This window comes from Paraburkholderia acidisoli (assembly GCF_009789675.1).
Classification (GTDB): Bacteria; Pseudomonadota; Gammaproteobacteria; order Burkholderiales; family Burkholderiaceae; genus Paraburkholderia; species Paraburkholderia acidisoli.
Genome location: NZ_CP046913.1, coordinates 1,435,325 through 1,452,484 on the forward strand (window position 1 = coordinate 1,435,325; position 17,160 = coordinate 1,452,484).

The 17,160-nt window shown below is 64.1% G+C and carries 16 protein-coding genes; 14 read left to right on the forward strand and 2 right to left on the reverse strand.

The genetic code is table 11. The features are described from left to right. The first annotated feature begins 56 nt into the window (after positions 1-56). From rseP to FAZ98_RS06250, 9 genes are all read left to right on the forward strand, one after another. Complete coding sequence (gene rseP, locus FAZ98_RS06210; protein WP_158949754.1) at positions 57-1,475, forward strand: RIP metalloprotease RseP; 1,419 nt, start codon at positions 57-59, stop codon at positions 1,473-1,475. A 72-nt stretch (positions 1,476-1,547) separates the two neighbouring features. After that, positions 1,548-3,854, forward strand: coding sequence for an outer membrane protein assembly factor BamA (gene bamA / locus FAZ98_RS06215; protein ID WP_158949756.1), 2,307 nt, complete (start codon positions 1,548-1,550; stop codon positions 3,852-3,854). Positions 3,855-3,919: 65 nt separating this feature from the next. After that, a complete protein-coding gene (locus FAZ98_RS06220; protein WP_158951892.1) occupies positions 3,920-4,462 on the forward strand; it encodes an OmpH family outer membrane protein in 543 nt (180 codons plus the stop codon). A gap of 31 nt (positions 4,463-4,493) precedes the next feature. Beyond that, positions 4,494-5,576, forward strand: coding sequence for a UDP-3-O-(3-hydroxymyristoyl)glucosamine N-acyltransferase (gene lpxD, locus FAZ98_RS06225; protein WP_158949758.1), 1,083 nt, complete (start codon positions 4,494-4,496; stop codon positions 5,574-5,576). A gap of 332 nt (positions 5,577-5,908) precedes the next feature. Then, the gene (gene fabZ, locus FAZ98_RS06230; RefSeq protein ID WP_158949760.1) at positions 5,909-6,373 is read left to right on the forward strand and encodes a 3-hydroxyacyl-ACP dehydratase FabZ; all 465 of its coding nucleotides are present in this window, start codon (positions 5,909-5,911) and stop codon (positions 6,371-6,373) included. A 78-nt stretch (positions 6,374-6,451) separates the two neighbouring features. Further along, positions 6,452-7,240: an acyl-ACP--UDP-N-acetylglucosamine O-acyltransferase gene (gene lpxA, locus FAZ98_RS06235; protein WP_158949762.1), complete on the forward strand. Its 789-nt coding sequence runs from the start codon at positions 6,452-6,454 to the stop codon at positions 7,238-7,240. Between the two features lie 3 nt (positions 7,241-7,243). Further along, entirely contained in the window at positions 7,244-8,413 is a 1,170-nt protein-coding gene (gene lpxB / locus FAZ98_RS06240; RefSeq protein WP_158949764.1) for a lipid-A-disaccharide synthase, read from the forward strand. After that, positions 8,410-9,192 (forward strand): ribonuclease HII, encoded by a 783-nt coding sequence (rnhB, locus tag FAZ98_RS06245; RefSeq protein WP_158949766.1) that lies wholly within the window; start codon positions 8,410-8,412, stop codon positions 9,190-9,192. The genes lpxB and rnhB overlap by 4 nt, the downstream gene beginning before the upstream one ends. A gap of 95 nt (positions 9,193-9,287) precedes the next feature. After that, entirely contained in the window at positions 9,288-10,073 is a 786-nt protein-coding gene (locus FAZ98_RS06250; protein WP_158949768.1) for a TrmH family RNA methyltransferase, read from the forward strand. A gap of 88 nt (positions 10,074-10,161) precedes the next feature. On the opposite strand, the gene ppsR is transcribed toward FAZ98_RS06250, so the two are convergent. Continuing rightward, positions 10,162-10,977 (reverse strand): posphoenolpyruvate synthetase regulatory kinase/phosphorylase PpsR, encoded by an 816-nt coding sequence (gene ppsR / locus FAZ98_RS06255; protein WP_158949770.1) that lies wholly within the window; start codon positions 10,975-10,977, stop codon positions 10,162-10,164. Positions 10,978-11,388: 411 nt separating this feature from the next. Between ppsR and ppsA the strand changes: the two genes are divergently transcribed. From ppsA to FAZ98_RS06270, 3 genes are all read left to right on the forward strand, one after another. Next, positions 11,389-13,788 carry a phosphoenolpyruvate synthase gene (gene ppsA, locus FAZ98_RS06260; RefSeq protein ID WP_158949772.1) on the forward strand — a complete coding sequence of 800 codons (2,400 nt, stop codon included), beginning with the start codon at positions 11,389-11,391 and terminating at the stop codon, positions 13,786-13,788. A gap of 170 nt (positions 13,789-13,958) precedes the next feature. Beyond that, positions 13,959-14,429: an NfeD family protein gene (locus tag FAZ98_RS06265; RefSeq protein WP_158949774.1), complete on the forward strand. Its 471-nt coding sequence runs from the start codon at positions 13,959-13,961 to the stop codon at positions 14,427-14,429. Positions 14,430-14,519: 90 nt separating this feature from the next. After that, positions 14,520-15,485 (forward strand): SPFH domain-containing protein, encoded by a 966-nt coding sequence (locus tag FAZ98_RS06270; protein ID WP_158949776.1) that lies wholly within the window; start codon positions 14,520-14,522, stop codon positions 15,483-15,485. A 115-nt stretch (positions 15,486-15,600) separates the two neighbouring features. On the opposite strand, the gene smpB is transcribed toward FAZ98_RS06270, so the two are convergent. Beyond that, on the reverse strand, positions 15,601-16,047 hold the full coding sequence (smpB, locus tag FAZ98_RS06275) for an SsrA-binding protein SmpB (protein WP_158949778.1): 447 nt from the start codon (positions 16,045-16,047) through the stop codon (positions 15,601-15,603). Positions 16,048-16,149: 102 nt separating this feature from the next. Here smpB and FAZ98_RS06280 point away from each other — a divergent pair, with 102 nt between their 5' ends. Both FAZ98_RS06280 and FAZ98_RS06285 read left to right on the forward strand, forming a co-directional pair. After that, entirely contained in the window at positions 16,150-16,587 is a 438-nt protein-coding gene (locus FAZ98_RS06280; RefSeq protein ID WP_158949780.1) for a type II toxin-antitoxin system RatA family toxin, read from the forward strand. Continuing rightward, positions 16,584-16,916, forward strand: coding sequence for an RnfH family protein (locus FAZ98_RS06285; RefSeq protein WP_158949782.1), 333 nt, complete (start codon positions 16,584-16,586; stop codon positions 16,914-16,916). The genes FAZ98_RS06280 and FAZ98_RS06285 overlap by 4 nt, the downstream gene beginning before the upstream one ends. Positions 16,917-17,160: the final 244 nt, after the last annotated feature.

A 17,160-nucleotide genomic window follows, 5' to 3' on the forward strand; every position in this document is an offset into this window, starting at 1 on the left:
GCGGCTTCGGCGCCCGTTTCCGCACCGGCGCGCTGCTTCCCGCCAAGGAGGCGCTCATGAACCTGCTTACCGAACTGGTCGCATTCATCGTTGCGATCGGCGTGCTGGTGGTCGTGCACGAGTACGGCCATTACAGCGTGGCGCGCCTGTGCGGCGTGAAGGTGCTGCGTTTCTCCATCGGCTTCGGCCGGCCGCTCGTGCAATGGGTCAGCAAGAAGACCGGCACCGAATGGACCGTCTCCGCGCTGCCGCTCGGCGGCTACGTGAAGATGCTCGACGAGCGCGAATCGGCGGAGAAAATTCCCGCGAGCGACTTGCCGCACGCGTTCAATCGTCAGCCCGTGTTCAAGCGCATCGCTATCGTCGCGGCCGGGCCCATCGCCAATTTCGTGCTCGCGGTCGTTCTGTTCGCGGTGCTCTATGCGAGCGGCGTGAGCGAACCCGCGGCCGTGGTGGCCGCGCCGCCCGCGCAGTCGGCGGCCGCGCGCGCCGGCTTGCAGGGCGGCGAAACCGTACTTTCCGTCTCCGATGCGAACGGCAGCGACACGCGCAGTGTGCGCTCGTGGACCGACCTGCGCTGGAAACTGCTCTCGGCCGCGTTCGATCAGGGCCGCGTGGTGCTGGCCGCGCGCGACGGCGGCGCCACCTACGACTTCCCGCTCGACCTCTCGCGCCTCACCAGCAAGGATCTCGACGACGACTTCATGTCGAAGCTCGGCCTCGAAGCCGGCGGCGGCACGCTGCGCGTGGCGGCGGTCGAGCCCGATAGTGCGGCGCAACACGCGGGCCTCGAGAAGAACGATCAGCTCAAGGCGATCGACGGCCGTCCGGTGGATAGCGCGAGCACGTTCATCAACTACGTGAAGGCCCATGCGGGCAAGCCCGTGCAACTCACGGTCGCACGCGACACGGTTGCGCAGCGCGCGCCGCAGACGCAGGCAACCCCGCAGGCTTCGCTGCAAACGCTCACGCTGACGATCACGCCCGCGATGCAGCGCGACGAACAGACCGGCCAGGAAGTGGGGCGGATCGGCGCGGCGCTCTCGGCGCAAACGCCTTCCGTTGACGTGCGTTACGGCCCGCTGGAAAGCGTGCGGCTGGGCGCGTATCGCACGTGGGATATCGCGGCGTACTCGCTGCGCATGTTCGGCCGCATGATCACGGGCGAAGCGTCGCTGAAGAATCTTTCGGGGCCGGTGACGATCGCTGACTATGCCGGAAAGAGCGCCAGATTGGGTCCTTCGGCCTTTCTTTCGTTCCTCGCCCTTGTCAGTATTAGCCTTGGCGTACTCAACCTGCTCCCAATTCCGGTATTGGATGGGGGTCATCTGTTATATTATCTGGTTGAAGCCGTAACAGGCAAAGCCGTATCGGATCGCTGGCAGCTCGTACTGCAGCGAGCGGGGCTGGCCTGCATCGTCGCGCTGTCGGCGATTGCGTTGTTCAACGATCTGGCTCGGTTAATCCATTTTTAAAGATGTCTGGCGGCGTCCGAGGGCGGGCGGGCCGCCTGACTTGATGCAGCTATAGATAATTGGGGAAGCACGTTGTTTAGACCTCATCGCTTGGTTCCAAAAACGGTTGCGGCCGCGGCGATCGCCGCACATGGACTCGTTGCCCACGCAGCAACGACGCCTTTCGTGGTTCAGGACATCCGCATCGAAGGGCTGCAACGCGTCGAGCCGGGCACGGTGTTCGCCTATCTGCCGATCAAGCAGGGCGACACGTTCTCCGACGACAAGGCATCCGAGGCGATCCGCGCACTGTATGCAACGGGCTTCTTCAACGACGTGCGTATCGCCACCGAAGGCAGCGTCGTCGTGGTGCAGGTGCAGGAGCGTCCCGCCATCGGCACGATCGACTTCGCGGGCATCCACGAATTCGACAAGGACAATCTGACCAAGGCGCTGCGCGCGGTCGGCCTCTCGCAAGGCCGCTACTACGACAAGGCGCTCGTCGACAAGGCGGAGCAGGAGCTCAAGCGCCAGTACCTCACGCGCGGCTTCTACGCCGCCGAGGTCACGACCACCGTCACGCCGATCGACCGCAATCGCGTCGGTCTGCTGTTCTCGGTTGTCGAAGGTCCGAGCGCGAAGATCCGCCAGATCAACTTCATCGGCAACAAGGCCTACAGCAGCGGCACGCTCCTCAGCGAAATGCAGCTGTCCACGCCGAACTGGTTCTCGTGGTACACGAAGAACGACCTCTACTCGAAGGAAAAGCTCACGGGCGACCTCGAGAACGTGCGCTCGTACTACCTGAATCACGGCTACCTCGAGTTCAACATCGACTCGACGCAAGTCTCGATCTCGCCCGACAAGAAGGACATGTACCTCACGATCGGGCTGCACGAGGGCGAGCCGTACAAGATTTCGGGCATTCATCTGGCGGGCAATCTGCTCGACCGCGAAGCCGAACTCAACAAGCTGATCAAGATCAAGGCCGGTGATCGTTTCTCGGCTGAGAAGCTGCAGGCCACGACCAAGGCGATCGTCGACAAGCTCGGCGAGTACGGCTACGCGTTCGCGACCGTCAACGCGCTGCCGCAGATCGATCAGACGCATCACACGGTCGACCTCACGCTGCAGGTCGATCCGAGCCGCCGCGTGTACGTGCGCCGCGTCAACGTGGTGGGCAACACGCGCACGCGCGACGAAGTCGTGCGCCGCGAAATGCGCCAGCTCGAAAGCTCGTGGTTCGATTCGAACCGCCTCGCGCTCTCGAAGGACCGTATCAACCGTCTCGGCTACTTCACCGACGTCGACGTGACCACGGTGCCCGTGGAAGGCACGGCCGACCAGGTGGACGTCGACGTGAAGGTGGCCGAAAAGCCGACCGGCGCGATCACGCTGGGCGCGGGCTTCTCGTCCACGGACAAGGTGGTGCTCTCGGCGGGTGTCTCGCAGGACAACGTGTTCGGTTCGGGCACGTCGCTCTCGGTGAACGTGAATACCGCCAAGACGTACCGTACGCTGGCCGTCACGCAGGTCGACCCGTACTTCACGGTGGACGGCATCAAGCGCATCACCGACGTCTACTACCGCACGTATCAGCCGCTGTACTACTCGACCGATTCGAGCTTCCGCATCATCACGGCGGGCGGCGACCTGAAGTTCGGCATTCCGTTCTCGGAAGTGGACACGGTGTTCTTCGGCGTGGGCTTCGAGCAGGACCGTCTCGACATCGACTCGGCCACGCCGCAGAGCTATATCGACTACGTGAACCAGTTCGGCCGCGTGTCGAACAACGTGCCGCTCACGATTGGCTGGTCGCGCGACGCGCGTGACAGCGCGCTCGTGCCGAGCCGTGGCTACTTCACGCAGGCCAACGCCGAATACGGCACGCCGGTCGGCGCGACGCAGTACTACAAGGCCGACGTGCAGGCGCAGTACTACTATTCGTTCGCGCGCGGCTTCGTGCTGGGCCTGAACCTGCAAGGCGGCTACGGCAACGGGCTGAGCGGCAAGCCGTACCCGATTTTCAAGAACTACTACGCCGGCGGTATCGGTTCGGTGCGCGGTTACGAGCCTAGCTCGCTGGGCCCGCGCGACCGCACGACGAACGACCCGATCGGCGGCTCGAAGATGGTGGTCGGCAACATCGAACTGACGTTCCCGCTGCCGGGCACGGGCTACGACCGCACGCTGCGCGTCTTCACGTTCGTCGACGGTGGTAACGTCTGGGGCGACGAAGGCACGAGCATCGGCTCGAACGGCCTACGTTACAGCTACGGTTTCGGTCTCGCGTGGATCTCGCCGATCGGCCCGCTCAAGCTGAGCCTGGGCTTCCCGCTCGTCAAGCACGACGGGGACCAGTACCAGAAGTTCCAGTTCCAGATCGGGACGGCATTCTGACCGGTGTACAGCAGCCCGGTGCCGCGAAGCGCGGCGCCGGCTTCCCAAGAAACGAGAGGATGACTTTGCTAACGGGTATGTTTTCCAGACGAACGATCGGAGCGATGACGGTATCGCTGGCACTGCTCGCTTTTGGCGCCACGGCGGCAGAGGCGCAGGAGGCGAAGATCGCGGCGGTGAACTCCGATCGCATCCTGCGCGAATCCGCTCCGGCCAAGGCCGCGCAGACCAAGCTCGAAGCGGAATTCGCCAAGCGCGACAAAGATCTGCAGGACATGGCGCAGCGCCTGAAGTCGATGTCCGACGCGCTCGACAAGAATGGTCCGTCGATGGCGCCCGCCGACCGTGCGCAGAAGCAGCGCGACCTTTCCGCGCTCGACAGCGACTTCCAGCGCAAGCAGCGCGAATTCCGCGAAGACCTGAACCAGCGCCGCAACGAAGAACTCGCGGCGGTGCTCGATCGCGCGAACAAGGTCATCAAGCAGATCGCCGAGCAGCAGCACTACGATCTGATCGTGCAGGAAGCGGTGTACGTGAGCCCGCGCATCGACATCACCGACCAGGTGCTGAAGGCGCTCGCTTCGTCGTCGGGCACCAGCAGCAACTAATGCAGCAGTTTTGAGCAGGAGCAGCACGCGCATGGCATTCACGCTTGAGGAACTCGTCGGGCAGTTCGGCGGCGAAGTCGTAGGCGACGCGACGCAACGCGTCGGTTCGCTCGCGCCGCTCGATCAGGCCGGTCCGCAACAACTCGCGTTCCTCGCCAATCCGAAGTATCTCGCGCAGGTCGAGTCGACCCGCGCGGGCGCCGTGCTCATCAGTCCGGCCGACCTCGACAAGCTGGCTTCGCGCGAAGGTCGCAACTTCATCGTCACACCGAACCCGTATGCTTACTTCGCGCGCGTCGCGCAGGCGTTCATCGACCTCGCCACGCCGAAGGCCAAGCCGGGCGTGCATGCGAGCGCGCATGTCGACGCGGGCGCGAAGGTCGCCGCGAGCGCGGTGATCGGCCCGAACGTCACGGTGGAAGCGGGCGCGGTGATCGGCGAGAACGTGCGTCTCGACGCCAACGTCTTCATCGGCCGCGGCACTCAGGTGGGCGAAGGCTCGCACCTGTACCCCGGCGTGAGCGTCTACCACGGCTGCAAGCTCGGCGCGCGCAACATCGTGCATTCGGGCGCCGTGATCGGCTCGGACGGTTTCGGCTTCGCGCCCGATTTCACGGGCGAAGGCGATGCGCGCACGGGTAGCTGGGTCAAGATTCCGCAGGTGGGCGGCGTGAACACGGGCCCCGACGTCGAGATCGGTGCGAACACCACGATCGACCGCGGCGCCATGGCCGACACGATCATCGAGGAGTGCGTCAAGATCGACAACCTCGTGCAGATCGGCCACAACTGCAAGATCGGCGCGTACACGGTCATCGCGGGTTGCGCGGGTATCGCGGGCAGCACGACCATCGGCCGGCATTGCATGATCGGCGGCGCCGTGGGGATTGCCGGGCACGTCACGCTCGGCGACTACGTGATCGTCACGGCCAAGTCGGGCGTGTCGAAGTCGCTGCCGAAGGCGGGCATCTACACGAGCGCTTTCCCGGCCGTCGATCACGCCTCGTGGAACAAGAGCGCCGCGCTCCTGCGCAACATCGACAAGCTGCGCGAACGCATCAAGGCGCTCGAGGCGGCCGCCGCGCAGCCGTCGCAGGACGGCGAAGACGCCTGACGCGGTTCCGCCGGGTCGCGTCCGGTGGCCGGCCGGGCCGGCCTCGCCGACGCGAACGGCCAGGCGGTTTTCATGCGCCGCGCGGGGTTTCGCGCCGCATGGCGGGGCGCGGGAACCGCAACAAAGAAGGATTCGCTCGGGCCAATCCGCATGCACGGGATCGCGCCGGTGGCGCATACTGCGCCTCAGCGCGGGCCATTTTGCCGATCACGGTTGCCTGAACCGGGCACCCCGAGTGGGGCACCCAAACGGGGAACCCAAAGGGCATGCCGGGCGCCGCGAATATCGAAATCGACAGTCACACGCGCAATTCCTGCGTGAGCAGAACCATCATGAACATCGAAAAACTCAACTTCGACATCCACAAGATCCTCACGCTGCTCCCGCACCGTTACCCGTTCCTCATGGTCGACCGGGTTCTCGAGCTCGAGCCGCACAAGAGCATCAAGGCGTTGAAGAACGTGACGGTCAACGAGCCCTTTTTCACGGGCCACTTCCCGCAACGTCCGGTCATGCCCGGCGTGATGATTCTCGAAGCGCTGGCGCAGACCGCCGCGCTGCTCACGTTCTCGGAAGAAGAGCAGGACTTCGAGAACACGCTGTACTACTTCGTCGGCATCGACGGTGCGCGCTTCAAGCGCGTGGTCGAACCGGGCGACCAGCTGATCCTGAACGTCACGTTCGAGCGCTACATGCGCGGCATCTGGAAGTTCAAGGCCGTGGCCGAAGTGGAGGGCGCCGTCGCCTGTGAGGCGGAGCTCATGTGCACCGTCAAGAAAATGGACGCGGCGCAGTAAGCGGCGCCGCCGCATGCCGTCGGGCGACTCGTGAGCGAGGCGCCGCGGCGCGGTAACTGAATCGGAGAGCAAGGACGAATGAGCAGGATCCATCCCACTGCGATCGTCGAGCCGGGCGCGCAAGTCGACGAATCGGTCGAAATCGGCCCGTACGCTGTCATCGGTGCGAATGTCGTCATCGGCGCGCGAACCACGATCGGTTCGCATAGCGTGATCGAAGGCCACACCACGATCGGCGAAGACAACACGATCGGCCATTACGCGTCGATCGGCGGTCGCCCGCAGGACATGAAGTACAAGGGCGAGCCCACCAGGCTCGTGATCGGCAACCGCAACACGATCCGCGAATTCACGACGCTGCATACGGGCACGATGCAGGACACCGGCGTCACGATCATCGGCGACGACAACTGGATCATGGCCTACGTGCACGTCGGCCACGATTGCCGCCTCGGCAACAACGTCATCATGTCGAGCAACGCGCAGCTCGCGGGCCACGTGATCGTGGACGATCACGCGATCGTCGGCGGCATGACGGGCGTGCACCAGTTCGTGCGCATCGGCGCGCATTCCATGGTGGGCGGCGCTTCGGCGCTCGTGCAGGACGTGCCGCCGTTCGTGATCGCCGCTGGCAACAAGGCGGTGCCGCACGGTATCAATGTCGAAGGTCTGCGCCGCCGCGGCTTCTCGCCCGACGCGATTTCGGCGTTGCGCGCGGCCTATCGCACGCTCTACAAGAACAGCCTTTCGCTCGAAGAAGCGAAGGTGCAGCTCGCCGAACTCGCGCAGGCCGGCGGCGACGGCGACACGCACGTGAAGGCGCTGCTCGACTTCGTCGAGCAGTCGCAGCGCGGCATCATCCGCTAACCGATGGCGCTGCAAACGCGTCCGCTGCGCCTCGCGATGGTCGCCGGCGAGCCGTCCGGCGATCTGCTCGCGGCTTCGCTCTTGGCCGGTCTCAAGGCGCGCCTGCCGGAAACGACGCAGTACTACGGTATTGGCGGCCCGCGCATGATGGCGATGGGCTTCGACGCGCACTGGCCGATGGAAAAGCTCTCGGTGCGCGGCTATGTCGAGGCGCTCCGGCACATTCCCGAGATCCTGCGCATTCGCGGCGAACTCAAGCATCAACTGCTCGCGGAACCGCCCGACGTCTTCATTGGCGTGGACGCCCCCGACTTCAATTTCGGTCTCGAACAACCGCTGCGCGCGGCGGGCATTCCCACGATCCATTTCGTCTGCCCGTCGATCTGGGCGTGGCGTGGCGGTCGCATCAAGAAGATCCAGAAAGCCGTGGATCACATGCTCTGCGTGTTTCCGTTCGAGACGGCGCTGCTGGAGAAAGCCGGCGTTGCCGCGTCGTACGTGGGCCATCCGCTGGCCGACGAGATTCCGCTCGAGCCCGATGTGCCCGGCGCGCGCCGCACGCTCGGCCTGCCCGAAAGCGGTCCCGTGATCGCCGTGTTGCCGGGCAGCCGTCGTTCGGAGATCAATCTGATCGGCCCGACCTTCTTCGATGCGATGCAGATCATGCAGCAGCGCGAGCCGTCGCTGCGGTTCGTGATGCCAGCGGCGACGCCCGCGATCCACGCGCAGTTGCAGGAGCTGGCGAATTCGCACCAAGGTCTCGCGCTCACGATCATCGACGGCCAGTCGCAACTCGCCATGACGGCCGCCGACGCGATCCTCGTGAAGAGCGGCACCGTGACGCTCGAAGCGGCGCTGCTCAAGAAGCCGATGGTCATCTCGTACAAGGTGCCCTGGCTCACGGGCCAGATCATGCGCCGCCAGGGCTATCTGCCGTACGTGGGACTGCCGAACATTCTCGCGGGCCGCTTCGTCGTGCCCGAAATTCTCCAGCACTTCGCCACGCCCGAAGCGCTCGCCGACGCCACGCTCACGCAGTTGCACGACGAGGCGAACCGGCGCACTCTCACGGAAGTGTTCACGCAGATGCATCTCGCGCTGCGCCAGAACACGGCGGAGCGCGCGGCCGAAGTGGTCGCGCGGATCGTCGAGAGCCGCAGGGGACAGGTATGAGCGAGAGCAGCGAAAAGCGGGTAAAGGCACCGGCGGCGAAGTCGGGCGTCAAAAAGCCGCCTTCGCAGGCCGCGCTCAAGATCGCCGCGCGCCGCAAGCTCGCGAAGCAAGCCGGTTTGCTGTTCGAATCGCCCGACGACGTGATCTGCGGCGTGGACGAAGCGGGGCGTGGTCCGCTCGCGGGTCCGGTGGTCGCGGCCGCCGTGATTCTCGATCCGGCGCGGCCTGTTCGCGGCCTCAACGACTCGAAGCTGCTCACGGCGAAGTCGCGCGACGCGCTCTACGAGCGCATTGTCGAGCGCTCGCTCGCGTGGTGCGTGGCCTCGGCCACGGTCGAAGAAATCGACACGCTCAATATCCTCCACGCGACGATGCTGGCCATGCGCCGCGCCGTGGAAGGCTTGAGCGTCGTGCCCACGCTCGCGAAGATCGACGGCAATCGCTGCCCGGTCATGACGGTACGCAGCGAGGCCGTGATCGGCGGCGACGCGCTGGTGCCGAGCATCTCGGCGGCATCGATCATCGCGAAGGTCACGCGCGACCGCATGCTGCTCGAACTGCACGAGACGTTTCCGCATTACGGCTTCGACGCGCATGCGGGCTACGGCACGCCGCAGCATCTCGCCGCGTTGCGCGACCACGGTCCGTGCGAGCATCACCGGCGCTCGTTCGCGCCCGTGCGCGAGGCGTATGCGCTGCACGGCGTCGCGGTTGGCGGCGCCACGGTGCTGGTGACGGAAGTCGCCGATCTCGACGGCGACGCGTTCGCGCCAGCGTGATCGGCCAGTTCTGATCGGCACGCGAATCAGCCGGCGCCTGCTTCACGCGGCGCCGTTTTCTTTTCATCGATAACCCATTCAACGCCAGGCCGCCCGTGAAAGCCATTACCTCGCGCGACAATCCGCTCTACAAGCGCCTGAAGGCGCTGGCCGGCTCGACGCATCAGCAACGCCGCGCGCATCAGGCGCTGCTCGAAGGCTTCCATCTCGCGAGCGCGTGGCTCGACGGCGGCGCGCAGCCGGAGTATTGCGTGGTGACCGAAGGCGCGCTCGCCCACGACGAAGCGCAGGCGATCGTCGCGCGCGTGGACGAGCGTCGCGTCATCACGCTGCCCGACGCCTTGTTCGGACAACTATCGAATGTCGTGCATGGCGCGGGTTTGCTGCTGCTCGTCGACATGCCGGAGCCGGCACTGCCGGAGCGCGTCGCATCGACCTGTCTCGTGCTCGACGGCCTGCAGGACGCGGGCAATGTCGGCTCGATCCTGCGCAGCGCGGCCGCGGCCGGGATCGAGCACGTGTTCTGCACGCCGGGCACGGCGTACGCGTGGTCGTCGAAAGTGCTGCGCTCGGCGATGGGCGCGCACTTCCTGCTGCACGTGTATGAAAACGTCGAACCGCAAACCCTCATCGGCCTGCTCGCGACGCCCATCGTCATTACCGATTCGCACGGCGCTCAAGCCATCGACGAAAGCGACCTCACGGGCCCGCTCGCGTGGGTGTTCGGTAACGAAGGCGCGGGCGTCTCGCAGGTGTGGCGCGACGCGGCCACGTTGCGCGTGACGATTCCGCAGCCGGGCGGCATGGAGTCGCTCAATGTAGCGGCGGCGGCGGCCGTGTGCGTGTTCGAGCAGTGCCGGCAGCAGCGGCATGCGCGTTGAAATCGGCCAGCGTTGCCGCGAAATAAAAAAGCCCGCGATTCGCGGGCTTTTTTCATGCGTGCGTCAAACGTGCGAGAAACGCGCTGCCTTAGTACGACGGTTTGTCGATACGAATCTCTTGCAGGATGGTCGTGGCGATTTCCTCGATCGACTTGTGCGTGGACGAGAGCCACTTGATGCCTTCGCGGCGCATCATGGCTTCGGCTTCGTTCACTTCGTAGCGGCAGTTTTCGAGCGCGGCGTACTTGCTGCCGGGGCGCCGCTCGTTGCGGATTTCGGTCAGGCGCTGCGGATCGATCGACAGTCCGAAGATTTTGCCGCGATGCGAAAGCAGCGAATTCGGCAGCTTGCCGCGCTCGAAGTCGTCGGGGATCAGCGGATAGTTGGCCGCTTTCACGCCGTACTGCATGGCGAGGTAGAGGCTGGTTGGCGTCTTGCCGCTGCGCGACACGCCCACGAGGATCACGTCGGCGTCGGCCAGGTTGCGGTCGGACTGGCCGTCGTCGTGCGCGAGCGAGAAGTTGATCGCCTCGATGCGGTTCTTGTATTCGTCGGTATCCGCGTTCTGGTGACCGCGGCCCATCGCGTGGCTCGACTTCAGCTCCAGTTCCTGTTCGAGCGGCTCGACGAAGGTCTGGAACATGTCGAGCACGAGCGCGTTTGAGCGCTTCACGATCTCGTTCGAGTTGCTGTCCACGAGCGTCGTGAAGACGATCGGGCGGCGGCCTTCCTGTACGGCGGCTTCGTTGATTTTCTCGACGGTGGCGAACGCCTTGTCGCTGGAATCGACGAACGGCACGCGCACGAGCCGGAATTTCTGGTCGAACTGGGAAAGGATCGAATGCGCGAAGGTTTCGGCAGTGATCCCGGTACCGTCGGAAACGATGAATACGGTGGGCGGCATCGGTTGAGGCTGGGTACGTGAGCTGCTAAGCCGCTCTGGGGCAGGCGCGGGCGCCCGAAAAACGCCCGCGGCAAGCTCCGGGACGCAATTCTCGCCGACTGACACAAATCGCGGGTCGGCACGGTAGAATAGCGGCAACCTGTTGGATAAGCAATTGCAAGGCAACCGCGCCGAACGCGCATCAAACGGGCGCCCATCGTGGCGCATTCTGGTGTCAAGTCGCTGCGTTTCGTTCTAACTGCATGCAATCGCGCGCAACTCCGCGCTATTCCGTTCAAGCGTTTTTTCGCCTGGGCGGTTGGCGATTGCTTCTCCAACAGGTTGCGCAAGACGCGAATCCGCCTCCAATAGGTGGATCGCGTTCGAGCCCACTTGCGCAATCGTGAATTTTTTTCACACTTAGGGGCTTGTATGACTAACACCGTTGCCAAGGATCAGGCTTATGTAGTGCCTTTCGAGCAGTTGCGGATGACCGACGTCGAGATCGTGGGCGGCAAGAACGCCTCGCTCGGCGAAATGATCAGCCAGTTGGCTGAGGCTGGCGTGCGCGTACCCACGGGTTTCGCGACGACCGCGCTCGCTTTCCGCGACTTCCTGAAACATAACAACCTGACCGAACGGATCGCCGCTCGCCTGGAAACGCTCGACGTCGACGACGTCAAGGCGCTGGCCGAGGCTGGCAAGGAAATCCGTCAATGGATCGTCGACGCGCCGTTGCAGCCGCAGCTCGAAGCGGATATCCGCGCGGGCTTCGAAACGCTGCAGGCCGGTTCGCCTTCGGAACTCTCGTTTGCCGTGCGTTCGTCGGCAACGGCCGAAGACTTGCCCGACGCCTCGTTCGCCGGTCAACAGGAAAGCTACCTGAACGTGGTGGGCGTCGAAGACGTGCTCGACCGCCTCAAGCACGTGTTCGCGTCGCTCTACAACGACCGCGCCATTTCCTATCGCGTCCACAAGGGCTTCACCCACGCCGAAGTCGCGCTGTCGGCGGGCGTGCAGCGCATGGTCCGTTCGGATCGCGGCGCCGCGGGCGTCATGTTCACGCTGGACACGGAATCGGGCTTCAAGGAAGCCGTGTTCATCACGTCGAGCTACGGCCTCGGTGAGACCGTGGTGCAGGGCGCGGTGAATCCGGACGAGTTCTACGTCTTCAAGACCACGCTCGCGCAAGGCAAGGCACCGATCATCCGCCGCTCGATCGGTTCGAAGCTCATCAAGATGGAATTCACGCAGCCGGGCGAGCCGGGCCGCGTGAAGACGGTCGACGTCTCGCACGAGCAGCGCAACCGCTTCTCGATCACCGACGAAGACGTGATCGAGCTGGCCAAGTACGCCGTCATCATCGAAAAGCACTACCAGCGTCCGATGGACATCGAGTGGGGCAAGGACGGTCTCGACGGCAAGATCTTCATTCTCCAGGCGCGTCCGGAAACCGTGAAGAGCCAGTCGGCGGGCAAGGTCGAGCAGCGCTTCAAGCTCAAGGGCCAATCGCAGGTGCTGGCAACGGGCCGTGCCATCGGCCAGAAGATCGGCGCGGGCCGCGTGAAGGTGATTCACGATCCGTCCGAAATGGAACGCGTGCAGCCGGGCGACGTGCTGGTCGCCGACATGACCGACCCGAACTGGGAGCCGGTGATGAAGCGCGCTTCGGCCATCGTCACGAATCGTGGCGGCCGTACCTGCCACGCGGCCATCATCGCGCGTGAGCTGGGCGTGCCGGCCGTGGTGGGTTGCGGCGACGCGACCGACGTGCTGAAGGACGGCGCGCTGGTGACCGTGTCGTGCGCGGAAGGCGACGAAGGCCGTATTTACGACGGTCTGCTCGAAACCGAAGTCAGCGAAGTTCAGCGTGGCGAGCTGCCGGCTATCCCGGTCAAGATCATGATGAACGTGGGCAACCCGCAACTGGCGTTCGACTTCTCGCAGCTGCCGAACGCGGGTGTTGGCCTCGCGCGTCTCGAGTTCATCATCAACAACAACATCGGCGTTCACCCGAAGGCGATTCTGGAGTACCCGAACGTCGACGCGGACCTGAAGAAGGCCGTGGAAAGCGTGGCTCGCGGTCATGCTTCGCCGCGCGCGTTCTACGTCGACAAGCTCACGGAAGGCATCGCCACGATCGCGGCGGCGTTCTATCCGAAGCCCGTGATCGTGCGTCTGTCCGACTTCAAGTCGAACGAGTACAAGAAGCTGATCGGTGGTTCGCGTTACGAGCCGGACGAAGAAAACCCGATGCTGGGTTTCCGTGGCGCCTCGCGCTACATCGCCGAAGACTTCGCGCAAGCGTTCGAAATGGAGTGCCTGGCGCTCAAGCGCGTGCGTGAAGAAATGGGTCTCACGAACGTCGAGATCATGGTGCCGTTCGTTCGCACGCTCAAGCAAGCCGAGCGCGTGGTCGGCCTGCTCGAGAAGTTCGGCCTGAAGCGCGGCGTGAACGACCTCAAGCTCATCATGATGTGCGAAGTGCCGTCGAACGCGATCCTCGCCGAAGAGTTCCTGCAGTACTTCGACGGTTTCTCGATCGGCTCGAACGACCTCACGCAGCTCACGCTGGGCCTCGACCGGGACTCGGGCATGGAACTGCTGGCCGTCGACTTCGACGAACGCGATCCGGCCGTCAAGTTCATGCTCAAGCGCGCGATCGAAACCTGCCGCCGCCTGAACAAGTATGTCGGTATCTGCGGTCAAGGCCCGTCCGATCACCCGGACTTCGCACAGTGGCTCGCGGAAGAGGGCATTGCTTCGATGTCGCTGAACCCGGACACGATCGTCGAGACGTGGCAGGCGCTGGCGAAGTCGCAGGCCAAGTAAGCGTTCGAAGCCGTGCGCAGGCGAGAATGGAAGTTCTCGCCCGCGAAGCTTGATGCGGCTTCCGGTGCGCTTCGCACGCGGCGGAAAAACGTGTCGGCTTCGTGCTATAACACCCCGGTCATTCCGGGGTGTTTTTCGTTGTGCGCGGTGTTTTTGTACAGGAGGTCGTCGTGGGTCCGCATGGTTTGTTCTGGTGGATAGGCGCGGGCGTGTTGATCGTCGCGGAACTGATGACGGGCACGTTCTACCTCTTGATGATCGCGCTCGGCTTTCTGGCGGGCGTAGCGGCGTTCGAGCTGAACGCGCCGCTCGAATGGCAACTGGTCGTCGCGGCCGTGGTCGCGCTCGCGGCGGTCGTCGCGCTGCGGCGCTCGCGCTTCGGGCGACGCCGCCGCACGACCGATGCTTCGACCGATCCCGGCGTGAATCTCGACATCGGCGCAACGCTCACCGTGGCCGCGTGGCATGACGGGCGCGCGCGCACGATGTATCGCGGCGCCGAGTGGGACGTCGAGCTGGCGCCCGGCGAGCCGGAAAACGCGCCGCTTTACGAAATCAGAGCCGTGCGCGGCAACTGCCTCGTGCTCGTGGCCCGGCGCGAGCGTCACGCGGATGCGGGGCACGCCGCGCATCACGTTTGATACACGTCATTTCGCTCATTCAATCTTTTCAATGCGCGCGTGCTGTCGCGCCAACACCCACGAATCCATCGAAGCGAACGGAGGTTCCGCATGCAAGTCCCAGTCGTCGGCCTGATATTGCTCGTGATTGTCGTCGTGCTGGTCGCGCAGACCGTCAAGATCGTGCCGCAGCAGCACGCCTGGGTGCTCGAGCGGCTCGGACGCTACCACGCGACGCTCACGCCGGGGCTCACGATCGTGCTGCCGTTCGTCGATCGCGTGGCGTACAAGCACGTGCTCAAGGAAATTCCGCTCGACGTGCCGAGCCAGGTCTGTATCACGCGCGACAACACGCAGTTGCAGGTGGACGGCGTGCTGTATTTCCAGGTGACCGACCCGATGAAGGCGTCGTATGGATCGAGCAACTTCGTGTTCGCCATCACGCAGCTGTCGCAAACCACGCTGCGCTCGGTCATCGGCAAGCTCGAGCTCGACAAGACCTTCGAGGAGCGCGATTTCATCAACCATAGCGTGGTGTCCTCGCTCGACGAGGCGGCTGCGAACTGGGGCGTGAAGGTGCTGCGTTACGAGATCAAGGACCTCACGCCGCCGAAGGAGATTCTCCACGCCATGCAGGCGCAGATCACCGCGGAGCGCGAGAAGCGCGCGCTGATCGCCGCCTCGGAAGGTCGCAAGCAGGAACAGATCAATCTGGCGGCCGGTTCGCGCGAAGCGGCCATTCAGAAGTCCGAGGGCGAGCGCCAGGCGGCGATCAACCAGGCGCAGGGGCAGGCCGCGGCAATTCTGGCCGTGGCCGAGGCGAACGCGCAGGCGATCCAGAAGATCGGCGCGTCGATCCAGACGCACGGCGGCATGGACGCGGTCAACCTCAAGGTCGCCGAACAGTACGTGAGCGCATTCGCGAATCTCGCGAAGCAGGGCAACACGCTGATCGTGCCCGGCAATCTGGGCGACATGAGTTCGATGATCGCCTCGGCGATGACGATCGTGAACCGCGCCGGCATCACCGAAGGTCAGCTGAGCACGCCGCCCGCCTCGCCGATCCGGGGCGCCTGAACGGTCGCCACACCGCGAAGTGCAATGAATGAAAAACGGGCCGCATCTGCGGCCCGTTTGTGCTTCATGTGACGAAAAAGCGTGACGAAACAGCGCGACGAAACAGCGCGGTGGATCAGGTCGGGGTGCGCATCAGGCGCGCCTTTTCGCGCTGCCAGTCGCGCTGCTTCTCGGTTTCGCGCTTGTCGTGCAGCTTCTTGCCCTTGGCGAGGCCGATTTCGCACTTTACCCGGCCGCCCTTGTAATGAAAATTCAGCGGCACGAGCGTGAAGCCGCGCTGCTCGACCTTGCCGATGAGCTTGTCGATTTCCTCGCGGTGCAGGAGCAGCTTGCGGGTGCGCGTGGGGTCGGGATTGATGTGCGTCGAGGCTTCGGGCAGCGGGCTGATGTGCGTGCCGATCAGGTAAAGCTCGCCGTCCTTGATGACGACGTACGCTTCCTTGATGTTGGCTCGCCCGGCGCGCATGGCCTTGACCTCCCATCCTTCGAGCACGAGCCCCGCCTCGTGGCGCTCTTCGATGAAGTAATCGAAGAAGGCTTTTCTGTTGTCGATGATGCTCATAGGAAAATGGGAAACGCCCAACTCGTTTAAAATTACGATTTTAGCAAAGCGGGCTCGCGAAAGCCCGCCGCGCATTCACCCTTGCCACGCATTGCGCAATCTATGGCGGATGTCCAGAAAACCGTGTTGATTCGCCATTCGGCGGAACAGATGTTCGACCTCGTCACCGACGTGGCCGATTACCCCAACTTCCTGCCCTGGTGCGGCGGCATCGAAATTCGTCGCCAGGACGAGCACGGCATGGAGGCGAAGATCGACATCAACTTCAAGGGCATCAAGCAGCACTTCGCCACGCGCAACTCGCAAAAGCGGCCGGAGCGCATCGACATGGAATTCGCCGACGGCCCGTTCCGCAAGTTCACGGGCTACTGGCGCTTCACGCCGCTGCGCGCCGATGCCTGCAAGATCGAATTCGCGCTGCACTACGAATTTGCCAACATCATCCTCGAAAAGATCATCGGGCCGGTGTTCCATCATATTGCGAACACCTTTGTCGATTCTTTCGTGAAGCGCGCCGACCAGCGCTACGGCAAGCCATGAGCGCGCCACTCTCGGTAGACGTCTGCTACGCGCTGCCCGAGGCGCAAACCCTCATTCCGGTGGCCTTGCCGCCCGGCGCGACCGTCCAGCAGGCGATCGACGCGAGCGGTATTCTCGCGCGCCACCCGGAAATCGATCTGGCCACGCTCAAGGTGGGCGTGTACGGCAAGCTCAAACCGCTCGACACGGTGCTCGCCGACCACGACCGCGTGGAGATCTACCGGCCGCTGATCGTCGATCCCAAGGCGGCGCGCCAGCGTCGCGTCGACAAAAGCCGCAAGGCCGGCTCGATCGAAGGGCGCAAGTGGCAGAACAAAGATTCGCGCTAACGCCGGTTTTTCAAGTCAGTGCGTAAAAACGGCGCGTAAAACGTAATGGGCGGGCAGCGTAAGCTGACCCGCCCATTCGGCCTCTGGTGAGGCACATTTTCTTGCTTGCTCTCAGGTTCCCAGCTTGGTTGCCGCCCTCGGATGAATTCGTGAGACCTCGATAACGTCAGGAGGCGGCGCGATGTCGGCGCGAGCCGTCATCGCGCATATTGCCGCAATTTTCATTCCCGCGTGCTTGAGCTTC